Genomic DNA, 20,384 nt, shown 5'->3' with positions numbered 1-20,384 from the left:
GAGGCACGAGGACCACGACTGAGCAGCCACCACCGACCGATGACGAGCGATCCATCATGAACGAGGTCCGCTCTGGAGCTTCGCAAGAAGAGGTTGAACGAGCCACCGAGCTACTGAATCAACTGCTGAGTTTCTCTTCTCACGATGTGGCAATCGCGTTTCTTCATCACCACCGTCGTCATATTCCGCGTGCGTTCGTCGAGTTGCTCAAGGAAAGGGTTGTTCATGAGATTCGCGTGGATATTGATCGGGCGCTGCGACTGGCTGACTTAGCTCACAAAGCCGCTAGTCTTATCGGTGACCGACAGAGTCTCGCGCTGGGGTATCATGCCCTAGCGATGGCGTTGGATTGTTCGGGACAATACGCCCGCGCATTGGAGTTTTACAACAAAGCTGAGCAAGCCTATCAAGCTGAGGGTCAGCCGGTCGAAGCCGCGCGCCTCGAACGAGCTAAGCTGCCCGTGTTGATGTATCTGGGACGTTATCAAGAGGCCTTGCAGGTAGCCCAGCAGGCGCGTCAGGTTCTTGAGCAATATCATCAGTCGCTGTTGCTGGCGCAATTGGACACCAACGTGGGTAGCATCTACGAACGCCTAGCCCAGTATCACACGGCGCTCCTCTATTACCAACGCGCTGCCGATGTGTTCCAGCAGCTTGGCGACCGGCAAAGCCTCGCAGCCGCGCAAACCAATTTGGCGGTGGTCTATGCTCATCTGGGCGAGTTTGAAAATTCATTGCAGTTGTACCAGCAGGCGCAACACATCTACCGAGCCTTGGGATTGCACCTGTGGGCGATTCAAGTCGAGCATAACATCGCCTGGCTCTATTTTCTGCGAGGCCGGTTCGATCATGCGCTGAAGCAATTTCAGTGGATCGAAGCCGAAGCTCGTCAACATGGCGACATCACGCAGGCCGCGATTTGTCGGCTTGATCTGGCGGAAGTCTACCTGCAACTGAATGCGTTTGATGACGCGCGTGAAGCCGCCGAGTTGGCCGCGGGCCAGTTTGCTCAATTGCAGATGGGCTATGAGTTAGCTAAGGCAAGAATGTATCAGAGCCTCGCCGCTCTGCATCTGGGCGCATTTGAGCAGTCGGCGGCCTTGCTGAAGGAGGCGCGTGCGCTGTTCGTGCGCGAGGGAAACGAAGTCTATCAGGCGCTCTGCGATCTCTATGGTAGTGACATCGCGATGCGGCAACAGCAGTGGGAGAAGGCCATCGCGTTGTGTCAGGCCGCGCACGAGGTCTTTCACTCGCAGCAGCTTGATTATCGTGTTGCCGCAGCCGAGCTTCAGTTAGCAAAAATCTATCTGCTCACCGGTGACCTGACAACGGCCAACAGCCTTTGCGAACAAGCGTGGGCCCGATTGGAACCATTGGCTGCGCCCTGGCTCAAATATCAGTGGTTTCACCTCAAAGGGAATGTGCGAGAGCGACTGGGTGACACAGCGCATGCCTATGAAAGTTATCAGCAGGCGCTGAGTCAAATCGAACAGATGCGCAGCACGATCCACATTGACGAATTCAAGTCCTCGTTTGTCAAAGATAAACTCAAAGTCTACGAGGACCTGGTGGGACTCTGTTTGCGGGATGGGTCGCCGGCCAAGCAGCAGGAAGCCTTCCGGGTGGTCGAAGCCGCCAAATCGCGTGCTCTGGTTGACCTGCTGGCCGGCGCCTTGCAGATGAAGAGTCAGGCGCAGCCGGATCAGCAGACAACCCAAGCGTGGAATACACTGCGGGAGCAGCTCGATTGGTATTACAACAAGCTGCACGAACATGAAACAACGCCCGGCGCGCGCTCTGTTGAACTGACACGCCAGCTTCGTCAAAAGATCAGCGACAGCGAAGCCGAATTAGCCCGTTTGTTACGCCACCTGCAAGCCCAGGACCCGGAATACGTCTCATTGCACATCGTCGCTTCGATAAGCAGCGACAGGCTCGCGCGCCATCTGTCTGAGGATGAGGCGCTACTGGAGTACTTCATCATTGACGATCAGATTCATGCGTTTGTTGTCAACTCATCTGGATTGTGCGCCGCGCAGCCAACCGGCTCGGTCTCGCAGGTTCTGAGGCTGCTGCGCGCGCTTCGTTTTCAATTGCACAAGCCACTATTGCACACGGACTATACCCGGCGACACGAAGCAGCCCTGCTTCAATTCAGTCAAGAGCATCTGCAGGCGCTGTATGAAACGTTGGTTGAACCCGTGGCCTGGGCGCTGGACAGGCCACGATGGATCATTGTGCCGCATGGTCTGTTGCACTACGTCCCGTTTCATGCGCTGGTGGACGAACAGGGATATCTACTGGAGCGCTACGAAATTTCCTATGCGCCCAGCGCCCACACGTTCTCACTGTGCCGGCAGCGACCTCAGCAGACACACGATCATGCTATGCCTGCGCTGATTGTCGGCGTTCCTGATACGAATTTGCCTCATATCGCTGATGAGGTCGAGCGCATCCGGTCGCTCATCCCTGGCGCGCAGGCGCTCGTGGGTGAGCAAGCCAGTCTGGCAGAGTTCAAGCGGCAAGCTGAACATTGCCGGTTCTTGCACCTGGCCTCGCATGCCATCTTTCGTCGAGATAATCCATTGTTCTCGGCGTTGAAATTGGCCGATTCCTGGCTGAATTTTTACGACATCTTTCACCTGCGACTGCAAGCCGAGCTGGTGACATTGAGCGCCTGTCAGACCGGTGTGAATCGCGTGTTTGCCGGCGATGAGCTCGTTGGGCTGATGCGTGGGTTTATGTACGCCGGCGCGCCGTCTGTGATCGTCAGTTTGTGGGCCGTCAATGATCGCTCGACGGCGGAATTGATGGGCGCGTTCTATTCATATCTGCGCCAAGGCGAGTCAGCCCGCAGCGCCTTGCGACAAGCTCAACTGGCCGTTCGCCGCGCCTATCCACATCCCTATTATTGGGCTCCATTTGTGTTGATCGGCCGTCCGTGATTTGACCAGCTTAGCTCATCTCTCTATAATTGCGCCGGCTTTTTGGAGGAGGAGGCCGGCATCTAAAAAACTAGGTCGCCCTGACAGAGAGCCGCTTACGAGTGCATAGCTGTGGGAGCCTGAGGCATTAAGGAGGGAAGTGACTGAAGACGACCTCACGTTCTGCACGGTTTGTGCCTCTTAGTCTCGATAAGGAGGAGATCAAATGGTGTTGAGCAGAACACGTTACACGTACATTGTGTTTATTCTCATTGTGAGCATGACGACCCTCGCTGGGGGTAGTTCATTTTCTCACGATCGTTTCCATCGTGCCTGGGGTGCGCCTTACGAGCCGCGCAGCGGGACGTTTCCTGATGGTGCGGTCAGGTCTAGCACTGACATGCTTCAACGTTGGAATCAGATCGCCATTGACGCCAGCGGATTGGATCATACGCCTGTGGCGCCTGGTGAAGACCGGGTGTTTGGCGAGAACTTCGGGCCTGGACGCGCCAGCCGCGCCATGGCCATCGTTCATATTGCCATCTTTGAAGCGGTCAATGCCATTGCTGGTCGCTATGAAAGCTACATTGGTTTGCCGCGCGCGGAGGCAGACACCTTGATGGAAGCTGCCATCGCACAAGCAGCGCATGACACATTGGTGGCGCTCTTCCCATCGCAGCGGGTCAAATGCGGGCAGTTGTTGCTCCAGGACCTTGCCCAGATGCCTGACGGCCAAGCGAAGGCCAACGGCATTGACCAAGGCCGCCACGCGGCAGCCGCCATCCTCGCGCGCAGAGCCAATGATGGCGCGCAGCACGAAGAGCCGATCATCGGCGTGACTTACTTCACCAGCGATCAGCCAGGCCGCTGGCGCCAAGACCCGATTAGCCGAATTCCCATAGCTCTGGGCGCGCGCTGGGCCGAAGTGAAACCGTTTGTCATGACCTCGGCCGAGCAGTTCCGCTGCCCAGTTCCACCATCTCTCAGCAGCCCGGAATACGCACGAGCCTATGACGAAGTGAAACGACTCGGCGGCGACGGCATTACCACGCCAACTGAACGAACCGAGGAGCAAACATTCATCGGTATCTACTGGGCTTACGACGGAACGCCGAGCCTTTGCGCACCTCCACGCTTGTACAATCAAGTGGCGATGGCTGTTGCAAAGGAGATGGGAACGGATGGCGATGTTGTCGAATTAGCGCGACTGTTGGCATTGGTTAACGTGGCGATGGCCGATGCCGCCATTGCCATCTGGGAGTCCAAGTACTACTACGACTATTGGCGTCCTGTCACAGGCATTCGCGAAGCGGATCCGGGAACTGGCCCGACGGGCCTAGGTGATGGCAATCCAGATACTGTCGGCGATCCGAATTTCATGCCATTGGGCGCGCCGGCCAGCAACTTGGTTGGTCCAAACTTCACGCCGCCTTTCCCCGCCTATCCATCCGGGCATGCCGGCTTTGGCGGCGCGTTGTTCCAAACCCTGCGCCGATTTTATGGAACCGACAATATCAGCTTCACCTTCGTATCGGACGAGTTCAACGGAATTACCCGAGACAATAACGGGAACATCCGTCCGTTGCGCCCGCGCTCTTACACGTCATTGTCTGAGGCGGAGTTAGAAAACGGGCGGAGCCGTATCTACCTCGGCATTCACTGGGACTTCGACATCACCGAAGGCATCCTTCAAGGTCGGCGCGTAGCTGATTATGTGTTCGATCACGTGTTTTTGCCTAGGCGGTGAGGCAGTGGCGTGAAGCTGGAAAAACGCCTCGACGTGACACAAAAGGCGCAGCGCTGAGCATCGCTGCAATGGTGAGCCTATACGATGTTCTCGTGTCTGCGCCTTTTGCGTCACGGTTGGCTGCGCTGTCACGTTCGTTGCTGTTTGGCCGGTGATGTCGCCAGCAGTTCATTTGTCAGTTTCCGAGGAACTGCTCATGTGCCAGTACACGCCACAATGAAAATGGAAACTATCGAGGTCGCAGAGACCATCGAGAACCTCTCCATCTCTGCCCTCTACCTGCGGCCTCTGTGACCATTCCTCCGGGAAGCTGGTGAACTGACCGGATTGGTCTCTTTGCCAAGGCGTCGTCTGATTGCGACGACAACTAGCGCGGCAGTGTAAAGAAGAACGTGGCGCCGTCGCCGAGCTTTGATTCGACCCAGAGACGGCCACCGTGCGATTGCACAATGCGCTGGCAGGTAGCCAATCCCATGCCGATTCCGCCATAGTCTTGAGCTTGAGGCGCCCGATACAACGGTTCGAAAATAGACTCATGCAAGCGGACGTCAATGCCGATGCCGTTGTCTTTCACATAAAACGTGTAGGTGGCCGGGTCATCCGTCTGCACGCCGATTTCAACGGTTGGCGAGATGGCTTTGTTAAATTTTAAGGCATTGGTTGCCAGTTCAGTGAACAACCACCTGATGCGCTCTCGATCACAGACAACTGTGGGGAGCTCGCCAATAACACGAAAGACTGCCCGCCGTTGAATCAAGGTCAATGAGAGCGCGGCGCGCACTTCTTCGATGAGCTGATCCAAATTGACTTGAGTGTTGCTGCTCGGTGTGGCGCTCACCTGCACGTAATCAGTGAGTCCTTGCGTCAGTTGCTTGGCCGTCAAAAGCATCTGTTGCATCTTGTGAAGGCGTGCTTGGGCCAGCTCGTTCAATTGGCCGGCATGCTCCGTTACGAGCGTATCGCAGAGCGAGAGAATTTCGCCCAGCGGTTGATTCAAATCGCGCGCTAGCAGCGATGACAATAGGGTGAACTGCTCGCGCAGCTCATTGAGCGTTCGTCGCAGATATTCATTCTCAGCGACTTGTTCCTGAATGACCAGCGAGACAGAGAGGATGCGCAGGGCGCCATGAGCCTTGACCAGTTGTCCGTTGGCATCGTAGGCAGCGGTGAACTGGGCTTCAGCATAAATCGAAGCGCCGTCTTTGGTCTTCAAGTGAAGATAGGTTCGCGCGACGCCCTCGGTCATCAGTGAGCTGAGTATTTTGTCGAGTGTGTGCTGCCCATCGCCTGCCAGCAAAGCAACCAGCGGCTGCCCGATCAATTCGTCCCGGCCATACCCTAACATCCGGGCGAGTCCCTCATGAAAGAGGATCAGGTGGCCGCGCGCATCCATGACACAGTCCAGTGTGAGCGCCGGTGCGTGCGTGGACTGGGCTGACGGCGAACCCGCAGCGGGCAAAGGTGTGGCTGGCTCACCCTTGGCAGGCGGTTTCTCCTTGGTAGGTGGTTTCTCCGAAGTTCGCTCGGCAGCCCGTTGGTATTCCTCGCTCTGCGCTTGCAGCTCGGTCAGCATCTGGTCAAAGGCCCGGCCGATGACGCGCATTTCTTGCACGCGGTTGGGACGTGTGCGGGTGATGATTGCGACCAGTCGGTAGAGAGCATGAACAAACGTTCGGAACGCCTGTGTTGCTTCATTGACTGACACGGCGTCCGACAATGATGAGTCAACCGAGGCGCCTGAGGCGAAAGCGTGCATCAGCTTGCCAAAAAACGGATAGCGGGAATTTGTTTGCTCAATCGCCTGATTGACCAAGATGTCGCCAAGATAGTCGCTCAACATGATATTGATGCCCTTGCGGGCATGCTGAGTGAACGCCTGCAACATGCGCTCAATGCGCCTGGGAAGCGGCCCGGTAGTAGAGGCAATCTGCGTTAGAACGAGGTCCAACGGCTCGGAGAAGCCCGGAAATGTCATGTGCCGATCGGCCAGAATTTCTTTGAGGCGAGCGGGTGTCTCCTGATTGGTTACAGGCGTGAGCAGGAAATCGTCGGCGCCAACTTCGAGGCCGCGAAAGAAATCCAACGGCTCACCACGAACGGTGTAAAGAACGACCGTGGCTGAGCGCGTGGCGCGATTCGTCTTGAGTTGTTGACAGACTCGGTAGCCGTCCTCGGGCGCTAGCGCGACGCTCAAAAGAATCACATCGGGTCGTTGCTCCTCAGCCGCTTGCACCACGTCTTGACCGGGGCTGACCAACGCTGTTGCAAAGCCGGCTTTACTAAGCAGCGTGGCCGCCATCCGCGCCTCGATGGGGAAACGGTCTACAATGAGGACTTTTTCCATAGGGCCGCGCCTCGTTTGATCCGAACAAGCAGATGAAGATGGCGGTCGCGGACCGGCTCACGCATCAAACAGTCCGCCTTGATCCGCCGTGGGCCGTCCCAGCACGTCGTAGCCCAAATGCTGGTAGGCGGCCTGCGTTGCCACGCGACCACGCGGCGTGCGATTCAAAAATCCGATCTGGATCAGATATGGCTCATAGATCTCTTCAATCGCATCTTTCTCTTCATTGATGGCTGCCGAGATCGTGCCCAGGCCGACCGGGCCGCCGCCGAATTTCTCGATGATCGTCAGTAGGATTTTGCGATCAATTTCATCGAGGCCGAATTTATCCACTTCCATACGATTGAGGGCATAATCGGCGATCTGGCGGCTGATCCGCCCATCGCCTTGCACCTGAGCAAAGTCGCGCACTCGGCGCAAGAGGCGATTGGCAATGCGGGGCGTGCCGCGGGCGCGACGAGCGATTTCCAACGCTCCGCTTGGTTCGATCTCGATGTGCAGAATCTTGGCCGATCTGAGCACAATCGTCTGCAGCTCGTCGGGTTGGTAAAAGTCCAGGTGGAGGTCAATGCCGAACCGTCCGCGCAACGGGGCCGTCAGCAGGCCCTTGCGCGTGGTGGCTCCAATCAACGTGAATGGCGGCAACTCGAGTTTGATCGAGCGAGCCGCCGGTCCCTGGCCGATGATGAAGTCGAGTTTGTACTCTTCCATCGCCGGATAGAGAAACTCTTCGATAGTCGGATTGAGGCGATGGATTTCGTCCACAAACAGGACTTCACGTTCGCCCAGGTTGGTCAGCAACGCCGCCATGTCACCCGATCGTTCGATCACCGGCCCTGAGGTAGCCTTGATCTCGACGCCCAGCTCGTTGGCAATTAAGTATGCGAGCGTCGTTTTGCCGATGCCCGGCGGTCCGTGCAGGATGACATGATCGAGCGCTTCACCGCGCGCCCGTGCCGCTTGAATGTAGACGGCGAGGTTTTCGACAACCTTGCGCTGCCCGATGAATTCGTCCAGGTATTTCGGTCGCAGCGCCTGATCGAACCGACGATCTTCCTCTGTTGGACCACCGCTTAAGAGTTGTCGGGATGCCCGCTCATCCATACAGAACGCTCTGTCTTCTGGTGATCGGCATGTCGGTCTTCAGCGCGCCGATGCTTCAGCGTGCTGATGCTTCAGTGTGCCGATGAGTCCGAGGTTTGCAGCCGCATCGGTTCTCCAGCACGCTTGCGCCACGCGAGCCACAACAACAGCGACGACCCCACAGCCAAACAGACAGCGATGAATTGTGAGGTTGACAAGGGGCCAACCCAGCCGCGCCAATCGTCGCGATAAAATTCAATGATAAACCGCGCCGCCGCGTAAAGCAGAATGTAGACCAGCACCACCTGACCGGGAAACGCACGCCGCCGGCGCAGCCACATCAAGAACAAGAAAATTCCGAGTGTGGCGCCTGCTTCGTACAATTGCGTTGGGTGCAAAGCAATGCCTGCCGGCACGCCGGTGTACTCGTGTCCGATCATGGGAAATGTTACGCCCACCCACGAAGACGTTGGCTTGCCCCAGCAGCAACCCGCCGCGAAGCAACCCAAACGCCCAAGCGACTGGCCAATGGCCAGACTGGGAGCAAACGCATCAGCCACTTTCCAACCAGGCCACCGATAGACCCAAATCAGAATGACTGCCGTCGCCAAGCCAGCGAGAAATCCGCCATAGTAGACGCCTCCGGCACGCAGCAGATCGAGTGAAAAGACCTCGCGCAGACTGTTCAATGAGCGCCACTCGGTGATGATGAGGAGCAGCTTGGCCCCCACCAGTGAGGCGATGACAACGCGTAATGCGAAGCCGATGACCTTCTGCGGCTCAAGACCGTCTGCTGCGGCCAACCGCGAAGCCAACCAGATGCCCAGCCAGATGCCCAATGCCAGCAGGACACCATAGGAGTAAATCGGAAAATCAATGAACGGAATGCGCCATAGCTCTGGATACATAATGCCTCATTGATCAGATGAAAGTGACACCGGCTCTGTCGGTGGACTCTCTCTGGGCGAGCGCAGCGCATCAACAATTAGAATGAATGCGCCAATGCTAATGGCCATGTCGGCCAGATTAAACGTTGGCCAGCGGTAGGAGCCGATGGTGAAATCGAGAAAATCAACCACCGCGCCGTTGATCACGCGATCTGTCAAGTTGCCTAATACGCCGCCCAATATGAGCGTCAGGCCCCAGTGAGTCCAGCGTTCTGAAACCGGTGTTCGCACAGCGTACACTATGATGCCAATCGCCGCGATGACGGAGATCAAGCCGAGCACAAATTTTCCGCCGCGCCCAGCATCGGCAAATAAGCCCCAGGCAATGCCTGCATTCTCCACATACGTCAGGTGAAAAAATCCGTCAATGACCGCGCGGCTGGCGCCATAGGTCAGCCCTGTATCCAGATAGTGCGTGGCGAGGTATTTCGTCCATTGATCAACCAGGAAAATGAGCAACGCCACGACCAAATAACCGACCCGCTCTCTGATGATATGTTGGGCGTGTGACTGCATATCAACACTGTGACTTGTTTACTGCCGATCCGTCAAGATGAAAACCATCAGGTAACACAAGAGCAGTGGTGCTCCACAACGATGGCACTCTTACGAGCGGCGCGCAAGCGATTCCAGCTCCAGCACCGTGGGCAAACAACGATGACATAATGTCGGGTACCGCTCATGTTGTCCGACGAATGTGGAGTAGTTCCAGCATCGTTCGCATTTTTGGCCATCCGCCCGTTGCGCCTCAATGCTCAACGAGGCTTGATCAGAGCGGCGCAATTCGACCTGAGAGACAATGAACACCGCCGGTAGTTGATCCAGATAGTGGCTCAAAAAATCGTAGGTCTCCCCGCTGGCCGAGAGGATAACCTTGGCTTCCAAGCCTGAACCAATCTCTTTGGCTGCCCGCTTCAGTTCCAACGCCTTGAGCACATCGCTGCGAATCTCCATGATGCGCTGCCATCGCGAGAGTAAGTCAGCATCTTGATAGGCGGCCACCGGACGCGGGAATTCCGCCAGATGAACCGACGCCGGCGTGTCGCTGAATTGGCCAAGAAAGACTTCCCAAATCTCGTCTGAAGTAAACGCCAGGATGGGCGCCATCAGCCGCGTCAAGGTACTCAGAAGCTCATACAGCGCCGTTTGCGCGCTGCGCCGGCCCACAGACTTCGGCGCAAATGTGTAGAGGCGGTCTTTGAGAATATCAAAGTAGATGGCCGAAAGTTCGACCGTGCAGAATCGGTAGAGCGTTTGAAAGACAACGTGGAACTCGTAGTCTTCATACGCTTTCAACACAGTCTCAGTGACCTGCTGACACTCGGCCAGTATCCAGCGGTCTATTTCAAACATCTCAGCCGGCGGCACGCTGTCCTGCGCTGGATGAAAATCAAACAGATTGTTGACCAGATAGCAGGCCGTATTGCGAATCTTGCGATAGGCTTCCACCAGTCGAGTCAGAATTTCAGCGGAGATGCGGACTTCTTCGTGATAATCCGACGAGGCAACCCAGAGGCGAAGAATCTCGGCGCCGCTCTTTTTGATCACGTCCTGCGGCTCCACGACGTTGCCTTTGGACTTGGACATCTTTTCGCCAGCGGCATCAACCGTCCAGCCATGCGCGATGACAGCGCGGAACGGTGCTGCATTCTTGGCTGGCAAGGCCACCGTTAGCGACGAATTAAACCATGCGCGAAATTGATCGCCGCCTTCGATGTAAACGTCTGCTGGCCATGGCAGGCCGCGCCGCTCCAGGACCGCCAGCGAGCTGGCCCCGGAATCGAGCCACACGTCCAGAATGTCCGTTTCTTTGCGAAACTGCTGGGCATGGCACTGTGGGCAGCGCGTTGCCGGCGGCAGCAGGCTTTGCGCGTCGTCTTCATACCAGGCGTCGGCGCCGCGCTGCTCGAAAATGCGGGCAACGTGCTCGATGATCTCCGGCGCGAGCAAGACATACGAGCATTGCTCACAATAAAACGCCACGATCGGCACGCCCCACAGCCGTTGCCGTGAGATGCACCAATCGGGCCGCTGCGCGACAACGTTGTACATGCGCTCGCGGCCCCACGCTGGATACCACTGCACGGTTTCAATCGCCCTAAGGGCGCGCTGGCGCAAATTCGTCGCATCCATCGAAATGAACCACTGTGGCGTCGCGCGAAAGATCACCGGATGATGACAACGCCAACAGTGCGGATACGAGTGCGTGATCGTGTGCTCGGCCAGCAACACGCCACGCTCTCGCATCAGCTCATTGATTCGAGCGTTCGCCTTGAAGACCTGCTGACCGGCAAAATGCTCGACGTCATCGGTAAATCGGCCTTGCGCGTCAACCGGCGAGTAGACGTCCAGTCCGTAGCGTTGGCCGATCATATAGTCGTCGTAGCCATGCCCCGGCGCTGTATGAACGGCGCCCGTGCCGGTATCCAACGTCACATGATCGCCGAGCATGAACAGTGATTCCCGCTCAATGAACGGGTGTCGGGCTTTCAAGCGATCCAACTTCTCGCCTTTGAATCGCGCCACCACGCGCGGCTGCGACCAACCAACAGCCGCTGCGACAGCCTCAAGCAAACCGGCGGCCACGATGTAAACTTCGTTGCCTACCTCCACGCCAACATATTCATAGTCCCGATGGAAGGTAATGCCTAAATTGGCCGGCAGCGTCCATGGCGTCGTCGTCCAGATGAGGACTGACACCGTTTTGCCTTGCAACGCCGGATCAATCACCGCCGGGTCAACAGCCAGCGGAAACTTCACATAGATGGAAGGGCTTTCGCGCTCATTGTATTCAATCTCCGCTTCGGCCAGCGCCGTTTGACAGTGTATGCACCAATGGACGGCGCGCGCGCCTTTATAGACGCTGCCGTCTTCGACGAATTTGCCAAAGGCGCGTACAATGTCGGCTTGATATTGAAAATCCATGGTCACATAGGGATTCTCAAATTCACCGAGCACGCCCAGTCGCTGAAAGTCGTCAGACTGCGCTTTGATAAAGCGCTCGGCATGCGCGCGCGCTTCGCGGCGAATCACCGTGGCCGGCATATCGTGCTTTTTGGCGCCAAGCTTTTTATCAACTTGAATCTCAATCGGCAGCCCATGACAATCCCAGCCGGGCACAAACGGCGCCCAGTAGCCCATCATGCTGCGTGACTTGACGATGAAGTCTTTCAAAATTTTATTCAGCGCATGGCCAATATGGATATTGCCATTGGCGTAGGGCGGGCCGTCATGCAAAATGAACGACGGTCGTCCCTGACGCGACTGTAGAATCAGATGATAAAGGCCCATCTGTTTCCAGCGTTCGAGTCGCGCCGGTTCAGCGTGGATTAAATTCGCTTTCATCGGCAAGAGTTTGGCCGGTAGATTGATCGTCTGTTTGAGGTCTAATGGTGTGTCGGTTGTCATGATCTCACTGTGCAAATCAAAGCAACAAAAAGAGGCCCACACTGCACGCCCAGATGGCGATGCCGAGACACCCCGTGCGCCACGTGGTGGCTGACGGTCGCTTCAAATAAATAGCTCTTCGTCTTGGTAGACTTGATCGAGAGCACGTCGCTTTCGCGCCATGAGCACCTGCAGGGCGCGTTGAATCCCGACGACGATGCAATGAAGTTCATGGACGGGCTGAAGCACTTCGGCCTGCACGATGGCCGCCGTTTGATCAACGCGCGTGGTCGTGCGCGACACCAGATCATCCAGTCGCTCGACTTGATTGCGCACGGCCAGAACTGTGTCTTGCGCCAACGCCCGTAACTCAATGGCTTGCTCATGCGCCATCCAGGCGATTTGTTCAGTCGTCTTACCGACCGCTGCCACAGTCTGTTGCGCATGGGCGAGGATGGTCGAAAGACTGGCCCGCGTCTCCTGAGTGAGCTGACGAGCATCCTGCAGCACAGGTTCGGCCTGCTGACGCAGGGCATAGATAGAAGCCTGCAATTGCTGCATCACTCGACCAATGCGTGCCAATACCAACAGAATGCTCACCAGCAAAATCACGGTGAGCACAGCAAACGTCATAGCAAAGAGGAATTGAGTTTCCTGGGACACGGGACTGTCTCCGTCAGATTAGCTTTCTTCGGCTTCCAACAGCTTTTTCTTTTCCTCCCGATAGGCTTGCTTGCCCGCATCAACCGCCGCTGACAGACGGCTGCGCTGTTCAGCCACTGCTTCTTTGGCGTGCTCAATCACCTCCGCCGCTTTCTCCCGGCCGGCTGCGGCTAATTCGCGGGCGCGTTCTCGCGTGGCCTGATATGCCTCGGAGGCTTTGTCCATGCCCCGGCGCGTGCGATCAGCAATGTCTTCACGCAGCTCCCGTCCCGACTTGGGGGCAAACAGAAGCGCCACAACAGCGCCAATGCCTGCGCCGATTAAAAAATAAGTCAGTTTGCTCGATTCATGATCTTTTGACATAACCAATACAACTCCTCGTTCGATAATGATGGAATCATCAGTGTACATTGTTCGCTTGTGTCGGTCAAATCAGGCCGGCCCTCTCGTGGCCGCTCAGCCATCGCCCGCGCGACCGAGAACGTTCGCTTTCTCAACAGGACGGCCAACAAGACGAAGCGCGCGCGTATCGGCTATTTCGGGCGCGACCGAGGATGTTCGCTTTCTCAACAGGATGGCCGAACTGGCATGCAAGCTGTCAGTGAAGTGTGGCGGAGGGTGAGGGACTCGAACCCACAAGCCCTTGCGGGCGCCGGTTTTCAAGACCGGTCGTTTACCAATTAACGTAACCCTCCGCTCATCTGACGATATTTTAGTCTATCAATTGAACGAGACTCTGTCAAAGTTAACCGCTGCGGGCTTGTGACGCATTCACCTGCGGGCATGCCTGCAGATTCGCAGTAGGTGTAGGAGCGCATCTGTTCTTGAGCCGCTTTCACCGCAATCCTATGGGTGAGTTGCCAACACCATCATTCGCGCTCGGGCGAGGATGCCCGGCTGAGCGAGAACGATCAACCTGCTACATCGGGTCTGGCCGCTGACGTAATTCGTCTGTTTGGAAGAGAACCTTGATCAGGTTCATTGCCAATCGGAATAAGCGAAATCCTACCTGCACGCATGCTCGTCGCCGGCAATGGCCGGACCTCGACCACTCGACAAACTCGCGCGCCGGACAGCGCGCAGCCGAACGAAGCAACGGTCTGGATCAGGATCGTTGGCCTCAATCCGCAGTGTTGCCAGATGCTCACCGAGGCCGTTGGCAACGAATCGAACAATGAATCGCGCTGTTTCGCGCGGCGCCAACGAGCGCGCCGTCCCGTCAATCTGAAACGCCGGCGTGTCTATCGTTAGTCGTGTGAGCTGAAGCGTCTCTGTGCCCCGATTGGTCAGGCTCAGGACCTGCTCAACACTGCCATGAGCCAACGGTACATCACCGAAATCCATCACGGACGGCCTCGGATCGCACACGGCTGCCTTACCGACAATAACAACGCCCGTCGGCTGGTCTACGACCGGCACAGTCGCGCGCACAACCATCGCTTTCAAATCAATGACCGTGATTGTGTCATCATCTTCGTTAGCCACCACCGCATGAAGTCCGTCAGGCGAGACAGCCACCCGGTTGAGTCCCGGTTGATTCGTCCTCATGGATGAACCGGTTGGCACAACCGCCATCACGTTCCCATCGAGCGGATTCAGAATATGCGCCTGCGGCGCCTGCAACGAGGCTACGATGAGCCGCCTGCCATCAGGCGTGATTGCTAGACCGTCAGGGCTTCGACCCACCGGAAACACGCTTACAACTCTGTCTGTCACTGTCGAAATCGCGCTCACTTTCGACTCCTCCACGTCGGTGACGTACACCAGTTGGCCATCGGGCGAGGCCACGATGCTCCATGGTTGACGACCTGTTGGAATGAGCCGCCGACTGCGTCGCGTTTCAAACAAGTCCACCGAGGTGACACCACGGTCTGCCGGCGTCGAAACGTAGAGAAACGGACCAGCTTTCATGATCCACGCCAGACCCGATGGTTGGCCGGACATGGGAAACAGATCATCTCTGGCATTGCTGGCCGTGTGGACCGTATAGACTGTGTTGCCGCGTGGATGAGTCACAAATGCGCGCTGCCCATCCAATCCGACCGTCACGCCGACGGCGCGCACTGAGGCTTGTCCGAGCACAGTTGTTGCCACCACCCGGCGCGTCTCAGTGTCAATCACCGACACCGTGTTTGTCTGCGCATTGGCGACAAACACCCGTTGCTGGTCAGGACTGATGGCGAGCGCTGACGGGCTTGGTCCGACGCTGATCGGTGTGGCCAGTGGCGCGCCCGTGCTCAAATCAATCACACTGACGCTGTCATCCCCCGTGTTGGTCACGTAAGCATGAAAACGCCTCGGTTGGCGCCCGCCAGTGGAAGTTCGCCGAGCGGCATCGGCAATCGAGATGATGATTAGACTCACAACGACGGCAATCACACTCATTCGTCTCATAAGATTTTGCCTCCAAACGGAACTGCTGTGAAACAGCGCATCTGTTTTTGTATCACCGGGCGTGGCCGCATTTTATCACGGCGTCGCAGCTTTTTCATCGGACATTTTCACCTGGACTGTGCTACACTGCTGAAGCCCACGAACAGATGACGCATTGGAGGAATTGTGATGTCATACAAAAAGTCTTTCTCGTTTGTGCAGCCCGCTCGTTGCTGGGTCGCGTTGCTGATCGCGTTCTGGTTGGTGGCGTCCCTCAGTTCAATAACAAGCAGGCCGCCGCTGCCTGTCGCTGCACAGAACGAACCGGACCCAACCGAGATTTGGGACATGGCCGAGATCAAGAATCCACTGACGTTGAACGCGGCTGTCGTCGCCGGACCAACGCGCGCCAGAATCAACCGCGTTTCGATGGAGGTGATCGAGGTGACCTTCGATTCGATTGACGTTGGCCAGGGACCGATCCGCATTCATGGCTTTGTGGCCATTCCGACGGGACACGCGCCGGGGACGTTGCCCGCGCTCGTCTATGGGCACGGCGCAGGCGATCAAGCTGATGAGGAGGTCGCCAAAACACTGGCCGCGATGCTCAAAGCCGTTACCATTTCGTTCAGCGGCCCTGGTCAAGGCCGTTCAACCGGCGCGCCCTCGCAATGGCGGAACTGGTTGAACACGATTCCCGACATTCGCCGAAGCTGGTTGTATCAATATGCCTATTCGGCCATGCGCGCGGTGACCTACCTGACGACGCTGCCTGCCGTGAACCGGCAAAAGATCGGCATGACCGGCATTTCAGCCGGCGGCTTGATGACTTGGATCGCTAACGGCGTTGATGACCGTTTGGCGGCTGCTTATCCGATCATGGCCACCGGTGATTTCCGTCGCTCATTGGAAGCTGGTTCATGGGTTTCCCTGCTCATGAGCGAAACCGGACTGACGCCAGAGTCGCCGCCTGTGCTCGCGTTTGAACGATACCTTGATCCCATTCATTACGTGGGTCGCCAGCACGCGCCTGTTATGTTGATCAACGGCGCGCAAGATGAGTTCTTTCCCATCACTACGACGCGATCCACCTACGAGGCGACGCGCGCGCCAGAAAAGCGACTGGAGATCATCTACGACTGGGATCATGGCTACTATGCTGACTCATCGCGCCGCTACGACACATACAACAATGTGGTCAATGCCTCAAAGCGCATTCTCGGTAACGCTCAAGCGTGGTTTGACTGGCATCTGCGCGACGGTCAGCCGCTGCCGCCGGATCCGCAATTGAGCGTCAGACAGCAAGGGAATGAGACCGTGTTCATCGTTCCGGGGGCATTGGTTGCTGGCGCCAGAAGAGTGCAATTGATCTATTCACGTGACCGAGCCTACACGTTTGAACGTGAGCCAATGCGTCGGCAAAGCGACGGTTCGTACACGGTGAGCTTGACTGGCGACACCTCTCGGCTGGTTTACTATGTTGAAGCAGAGTATCCGGGCTCGGTCTACGTCTCGTCGCTACCTGAGTTCCCCCCAGGTTTCGTGCCGCGGATTCGTCCCCCACAATAGGGCGGTCGTATCGGCGCTGGATGTCTCAATTGAAAGACTGGCCAATTCCAGTCGCCCAACCGCAGCGCACTTCGTCGCGAAGCGGAGCTGGGCATCACAACCGGAAGGCTGTGCAGCTCAGTCATTCCAGCAACGCCAAGACTGCAGCTATGAGCCGGACGCCTGTTTGAGCATCTGTTCGCGTTTCGCTTTGAACTCAGTGCCTGGCTTCCATTCGGGGTACGAGTCCTGATTGGCGACGCGGTAACCCACGTCAAACAATAACTGCACATCTTGCAGAAGCCCGCTCAAGTCCCAATCGGGTTTCACTTCATCGCTGGGTTTGTGATAGTCCTCAGCGGTGTACTGTTGAATGCGCTTCAATCCCCAATCAGGTGGGCGGTCTATGTACTCAACGCCGCCGTCAAGATAGAGCGCCGGCACGCCCTGTTTAGCGAAGTTGAAATGATCCGAACGATAGAATAATCCCTTTTCCGGTTCCGGGTCTGGGCGGACGATGCGCCCCTGGGCGCTAGCAGCCGATTGAGCGATGTCGTCCAACGTGGAGTTGCCCATGCCGATGATCGTCACGTCCTTGGTGCGGCCCCATGGGTTCATCGCATCCATGTTGATGGCTGCGACCGTTTTGGCCAGCGGGTAAATCGGATGTTCAGCATAGTATTGAGACCCCAGCAGCCCTTGCTCTTCCGCCGTCAGCGCTAAGAACAAAATGGAACGACGCGGTCGAGTGGGCAGCTTGGTGAATGCCTCTGCCAGTTCCAACAGAGCGGCTGTGCCAGTGGCGTTGTCAACAGCGCCATTGAAAATTTGGTCGCCCGTCAGCGATGTTTTTTTGCCGAGATGATCCCAGTGGGCCATATAGACCACATACTCGTCTTTCAACCGAGGATCGCTCCCTTCGAGCTTGGCGATGACATTTCTGGAATCAACCGGGCGGATGGTATTGCGGATTGAGACCGATGCTTTTACGGGCAGCGGAACCGGTTTGAAATCCCGACTGACAGCGGCTTTCTTCAGCTTCTCTATGTCCTGGCCGGCCAGCGCAAACAGCTTTTTCGCGCTCTCATAGGTGAGCCAGCCTTCAACAGCGCAACGAGACAAATTCTTATCCGGCGTCGAAAGATCGAATTGCTCACCGGCTCGCCCCTGAACCACCGCCCACGGATAGGCCGCCGGTTCCGTCTCGTGGATGATCAAACAGGCGCGCGCGCCTTTCTGTGCAGCGATTTCATACTTGTAGGTCCAGCGACCGTAGTAGGTCATCGCTCGACCACCAAACGTCTTTGCATCCAGGCGCGATGGATCGCCGGGATCAGGCACTGGCGGGTCGTTAATCAGCATGATCAGCGTTTTGCCTTTGACGTCCAGTCCCTTGAAATCGTCCCAGTTGAACTCCGGCGCGACCACGCCATAGCCGACAAACACGACCTCCGAATCCTGAACACCGGTCTGCTCGACAACGTGTTTGCTCCACGCCACAAACTCGTCGCGGTATGCCAACGTGAGCCGTTGAGCGCCAGCCGTGAAAATCAACCGCATGTTTGGATCAGGCGTCAGACCGACGAGCGGGACTTTCTGAATATAAGTTCCATCCGTATTCCCTGGTTTCAGTCCGAGTCGCTTGAAGTGTTCCGAAAGGTACTCGACCGTCAGGTCTTCGCCCTTTGTGCCGGGAGCCCGACCTTCAAACTCATCTGAGGCGAGCCGTTGAATATAGGCCATCAGGTCTTGCGCATTGATCGCGCTGAGCGCCGATGCAGGCGGGCTGAGCGGCTGCTCGCTTGCTGCGCCAGAAGGCGTGGACTGAAGTGTCCCGCAAGAAACAAAAAGAACAACGACTGAAACGACACAGCCCAACATTGAACTGATCCGTGACATACCATCCTCCTGTAGTTGAGTTGATCGAGCGAGCGGATAGTATAGGGAAAGCCCAAAGAGGTGGAAAGTGGCCGGCCAATGAAGTGGCCGGCCGAAGAAGGGGAGGTGACCGGTTGATCAGAGAGCCGCCCGGTTGCTCCGGCGCCAGCTCACCTCGTCACACGGTCGCCTTCGCCGTTCAGGAGGAGAAAACCTAAATCACGCCTGCCGGCGTACCAATTTGCTTGAGCGGCCTAACTGGCGCCGGGATAATCTCTCTGATGCGAGGCACGAACAGCCTGATGTGCGGCGCCCGAAAGCGCACTGCACCGGCTTCGGGGCCAAAGAAGTAGGGCATGGCTTTTTCCTTCTTCTCCAGTGTCACCGTCACGGTCATTTCGCGCCGCTCACGCACGATGCGCACCTCTACTGGCCCTTGCTCCTTTTTGGCGACCACGCGGATCACATCATTGGCGTCTTGCACGCTCTCTCCGTCAATAGCGATGATGACATCGCCTGCTTTGAGGCCTGCTCGACTGGCCGGTGAATCTTCACGCACAGAAGAAATCAGCACACCGGTTCGATCTTTCACGCCAAAATAGTCGGCTAACTGTGGCGTCAGTTCTTGCAGTGTGATGCCCATCCGTCCACGACCGCTGAATGCTCCGAAGTAAGCGCCCCAATCTAGGTTCTCCAGAGCCTCGCGCGCTTTGCCGAACGGCTCGCGCAACCGCTCTTGTGTTTCTCGGTCCAGGAGACCTCTAAATTGCCTCGGCTCGTGTTCCGAGCGTTTACCCAGCGTGACTCGCATCTCGATTTCGCGGCCATCGCGAACGACCCCCAATCGAACCATCCGTCCACTGGGCGTTTCGCGAATAAGGCGGTGAAGTTGGGAAGCGCTTTCCACAGGCGCTCCGTTCCAGCGAACGATCACGTCGTCCTTTTGTAATCCGGCTTTGGCCGCCGCGCTGTCGGGTAGTACACTCGTGATCAAGGCCCCACGTTCTTCTTTCAGCTTCAGTCGTCGTACAACCTCCGGGGTGACTTCCTCAGTCGTCACACCAAGAAAGCTGCCGCCGGCGCTGGCATACATGCTGAAGAAGTACGGCGCGTTACTTTCATCTTCGTCTTGAATCAAAACCACATTCTGCTCAGTAATGGTGTCCTGGTCGTTTGTCTCATCGAAAGCCCAACTGGGAGCGCCCCAGCCCGTCAGGCCCGCAGCCATCAGCAGAACTGACAAGAAGAAAAGAATGCGTTTTCGCATAGTTGATGCCTCCTCAAACAAGCTTGACTGTGCACGTTGGAGTGTTCCTCACGCAAGTGCTCTGGGAAGGTTCCTGATTTTTTCGCACCGGGCGGCAGGTTTCCAATTTTTCGGAAAAACCTTCCAAAAAAATGGATGATGCGGTGGTGGGCTGAGCGCTGTTGCGCGTCTAAACTTAAACACCCAATTAGCTTGATATTTTCTGAGAGCGTGGCATACAATT

13 protein-coding genes and 1 tRNA gene are annotated in these 20,384 nt (G+C 56.8%); 3 read left to right on the top strand and 11 right to left on the bottom strand.

What is annotated here, in order from left to right; all coding sequences use genetic code 11:
- Positions 1 to 56: 56 nt before the first annotated feature.
- Both NZ823_07745 and NZ823_07740 read left to right on the top strand, forming a co-directional pair.
- Positions 57 to 2,945: a CHAT domain-containing protein gene (locus NZ823_07745; protein ID MCS6805020.1), complete on the top strand. Its 2,889-nt coding sequence runs from the start codon at positions 57 to 59 to the stop codon at positions 2,943 to 2,945.
- 205 nt (positions 2,946 to 3,150) lie between these two features.
- Entirely contained in the window at positions 3,151 to 4,671 is a 1,521-nt protein-coding gene (locus NZ823_07740) for a vanadium-dependent haloperoxidase (protein ID MCS6805019.1), read from the top strand.
- Between the two features lie 367 nt (positions 4,672 to 5,038).
- Here the strand turns inward: NZ823_07740 and NZ823_07735 are convergent, their stop codons facing one another.
- The 9 genes from NZ823_07735 to NZ823_07695 form a co-directional block, all read right to left on the bottom strand.
- Positions 5,039 to 7,015 carry an ATP-binding protein gene (locus NZ823_07735; GenBank protein ID MCS6805018.1) on the bottom strand — a complete coding sequence of 659 codons (1,977 nt, stop codon included), beginning with the start codon at positions 7,013 to 7,015 and terminating at the stop codon, positions 5,039 to 5,041.
- 57 nt (positions 7,016 to 7,072) lie between these two features.
- Entirely contained in the window at positions 7,073 to 8,119 is a 1,047-nt protein-coding gene (ruvB, locus tag NZ823_07730; protein MCS6805017.1) for a Holliday junction branch migration DNA helicase RuvB, read from the bottom strand.
- A 71-nt stretch (positions 8,120 to 8,190) separates the two neighbouring features.
- Positions 8,191 to 9,006 carry a prolipoprotein diacylglyceryl transferase gene (locus tag NZ823_07725; GenBank protein MCS6805016.1) on the bottom strand — a complete coding sequence of 272 codons (816 nt, stop codon included), beginning with the start codon at positions 9,004 to 9,006 and terminating at the stop codon, positions 8,191 to 8,193.
- Between the two features lie 6 nt (positions 9,007 to 9,012).
- A complete protein-coding gene (lspA, locus tag NZ823_07720) occupies positions 9,013 to 9,561 on the bottom strand; it encodes a signal peptidase II (protein ID MCS6805015.1) in 549 nt (182 codons plus the stop codon).
- A gap of 90 nt (positions 9,562 to 9,651) precedes the next feature.
- Complete coding sequence (ileS, locus tag NZ823_07715; GenBank protein MCS6805014.1) at positions 9,652 to 12,453, bottom strand: isoleucine--tRNA ligase; 2,802 nt, start codon at positions 12,451 to 12,453, stop codon at positions 9,652 to 9,654.
- Positions 12,454 to 12,555: 102 nt separating this feature from the next.
- Positions 12,556 to 13,095: a hypothetical protein gene (locus NZ823_07710; protein MCS6805013.1), complete on the bottom strand. Its 540-nt coding sequence runs from the start codon at positions 13,093 to 13,095 to the stop codon at positions 12,556 to 12,558.
- Between the two features lie 18 nt (positions 13,096 to 13,113).
- Positions 13,114 to 13,458, bottom strand: coding sequence for a YtxH domain-containing protein (locus NZ823_07705; GenBank protein ID MCS6805012.1), 345 nt, complete (start codon positions 13,456 to 13,458; stop codon positions 13,114 to 13,116).
- Positions 13,459 to 13,704: 246 nt separating this feature from the next.
- A tRNA-Ser gene (locus NZ823_07700) sits at positions 13,705 to 13,790 on the bottom strand.
- A 310-nt stretch (positions 13,791 to 14,100) separates the two neighbouring features.
- The gene (locus NZ823_07695; protein MCS6805011.1) at positions 14,101 to 15,489 is read right to left on the bottom strand and encodes a hypothetical protein; all 1,389 of its coding nucleotides are present in this window, start codon (positions 15,487 to 15,489) and stop codon (positions 14,101 to 14,103) included.
- A gap of 168 nt (positions 15,490 to 15,657) precedes the next feature.
- Here NZ823_07695 and NZ823_07690 point away from each other — a divergent pair, with 168 nt between their 5' ends.
- Complete coding sequence (locus tag NZ823_07690) at positions 15,658 to 17,037, top strand: acetylxylan esterase (protein MCS6805010.1); 1,380 nt, start codon at positions 15,658 to 15,660, stop codon at positions 17,035 to 17,037.
- 147 nt (positions 17,038 to 17,184) lie between these two features.
- Here the strand turns inward: NZ823_07690 and NZ823_07685 are convergent, their stop codons facing one another.
- Complete coding sequence (locus NZ823_07685) at positions 17,185 to 18,915, bottom strand: M28 family peptidase (protein MCS6805009.1); 1,731 nt, start codon at positions 18,913 to 18,915, stop codon at positions 17,185 to 17,187.
- Positions 18,916 to 19,108: 193 nt separating this feature from the next.
- Positions 19,109 to 20,161 (bottom strand): PDZ domain-containing protein, encoded by a 1,053-nt coding sequence (locus tag NZ823_07680; GenBank protein ID MCS6805008.1) that lies wholly within the window; start codon positions 20,159 to 20,161, stop codon positions 19,109 to 19,111.
- Positions 20,162 to 20,384: the final 223 nt, after the last annotated feature.

This window comes from Blastocatellia bacterium, assembly GCA_025054955.1.
Lineage (GTDB): Bacteria > Acidobacteriota > Blastocatellia > HR10 > J050 > JANWZE01.
This window is presented reverse-complemented; position numbering and strand designations above follow the sequence as displayed.

Coding starts and splice junctions, on each gene's coding strand:
- lspA (MCS6805015.1), bottom strand. CDS start 9,561: ATGCAGTCACACGCCCAACATATCATCAGAGAGCGGGTCGGTTATTTG.
- ileS (MCS6805014.1), bottom strand. CDS start 12,453: ATGACAACCGACACACCATTAGACCTCAAACAGACGATCAATCTACCG.
- NZ823_07725 (MCS6805016.1), bottom strand. CDS start 9,006: ATGTATCCAGAGCTATGGCGCATTCCGTTCATTGATTTTCCGATTTAC.
- NZ823_07745 (MCS6805020.1), top strand. CDS start 57: ATGAACGAGGTCCGCTCTGGAGCTTCGCAAGAAGAGGTTGAACGAGCC.
- NZ823_07735 (MCS6805018.1), bottom strand. CDS start 7,015: ATGGAAAAAGTCCTCATTGTAGACCGTTTCCCCATCGAGGCGCGGATG.
- NZ823_07690 (MCS6805010.1), top strand. CDS start 15,658: ATGTCATACAAAAAGTCTTTCTCGTTTGTGCAGCCCGCTCGTTGCTGG.
- NZ823_07705 (MCS6805012.1), bottom strand. CDS start 13,458: ATGTCAAAAGATCATGAATCGAGCAAACTGACTTATTTTTTAATCGGC.
- NZ823_07695 (MCS6805011.1), bottom strand. CDS start 15,489: ATGAGACGAATGAGTGTGATTGCCGTCGTTGTGAGTCTAATCATCATC.
- ruvB (MCS6805017.1), bottom strand. CDS start 8,119: ATGGATGAGCGGGCATCCCGACAACTCTTAAGCGGTGGTCCAACAGAG.
- NZ823_07740 (MCS6805019.1), top strand. CDS start 3,151: ATGGTGTTGAGCAGAACACGTTACACGTACATTGTGTTTATTCTCATT.
- NZ823_07680 (MCS6805008.1), bottom strand. CDS start 20,161: ATGCGAAAACGCATTCTTTTCTTCTTGTCAGTTCTGCTGATGGCTGCG.
- NZ823_07685 (MCS6805009.1), bottom strand. CDS start 18,915: ATGTCACGGATCAGTTCAATGTTGGGCTGTGTCGTTTCAGTCGTTGTT.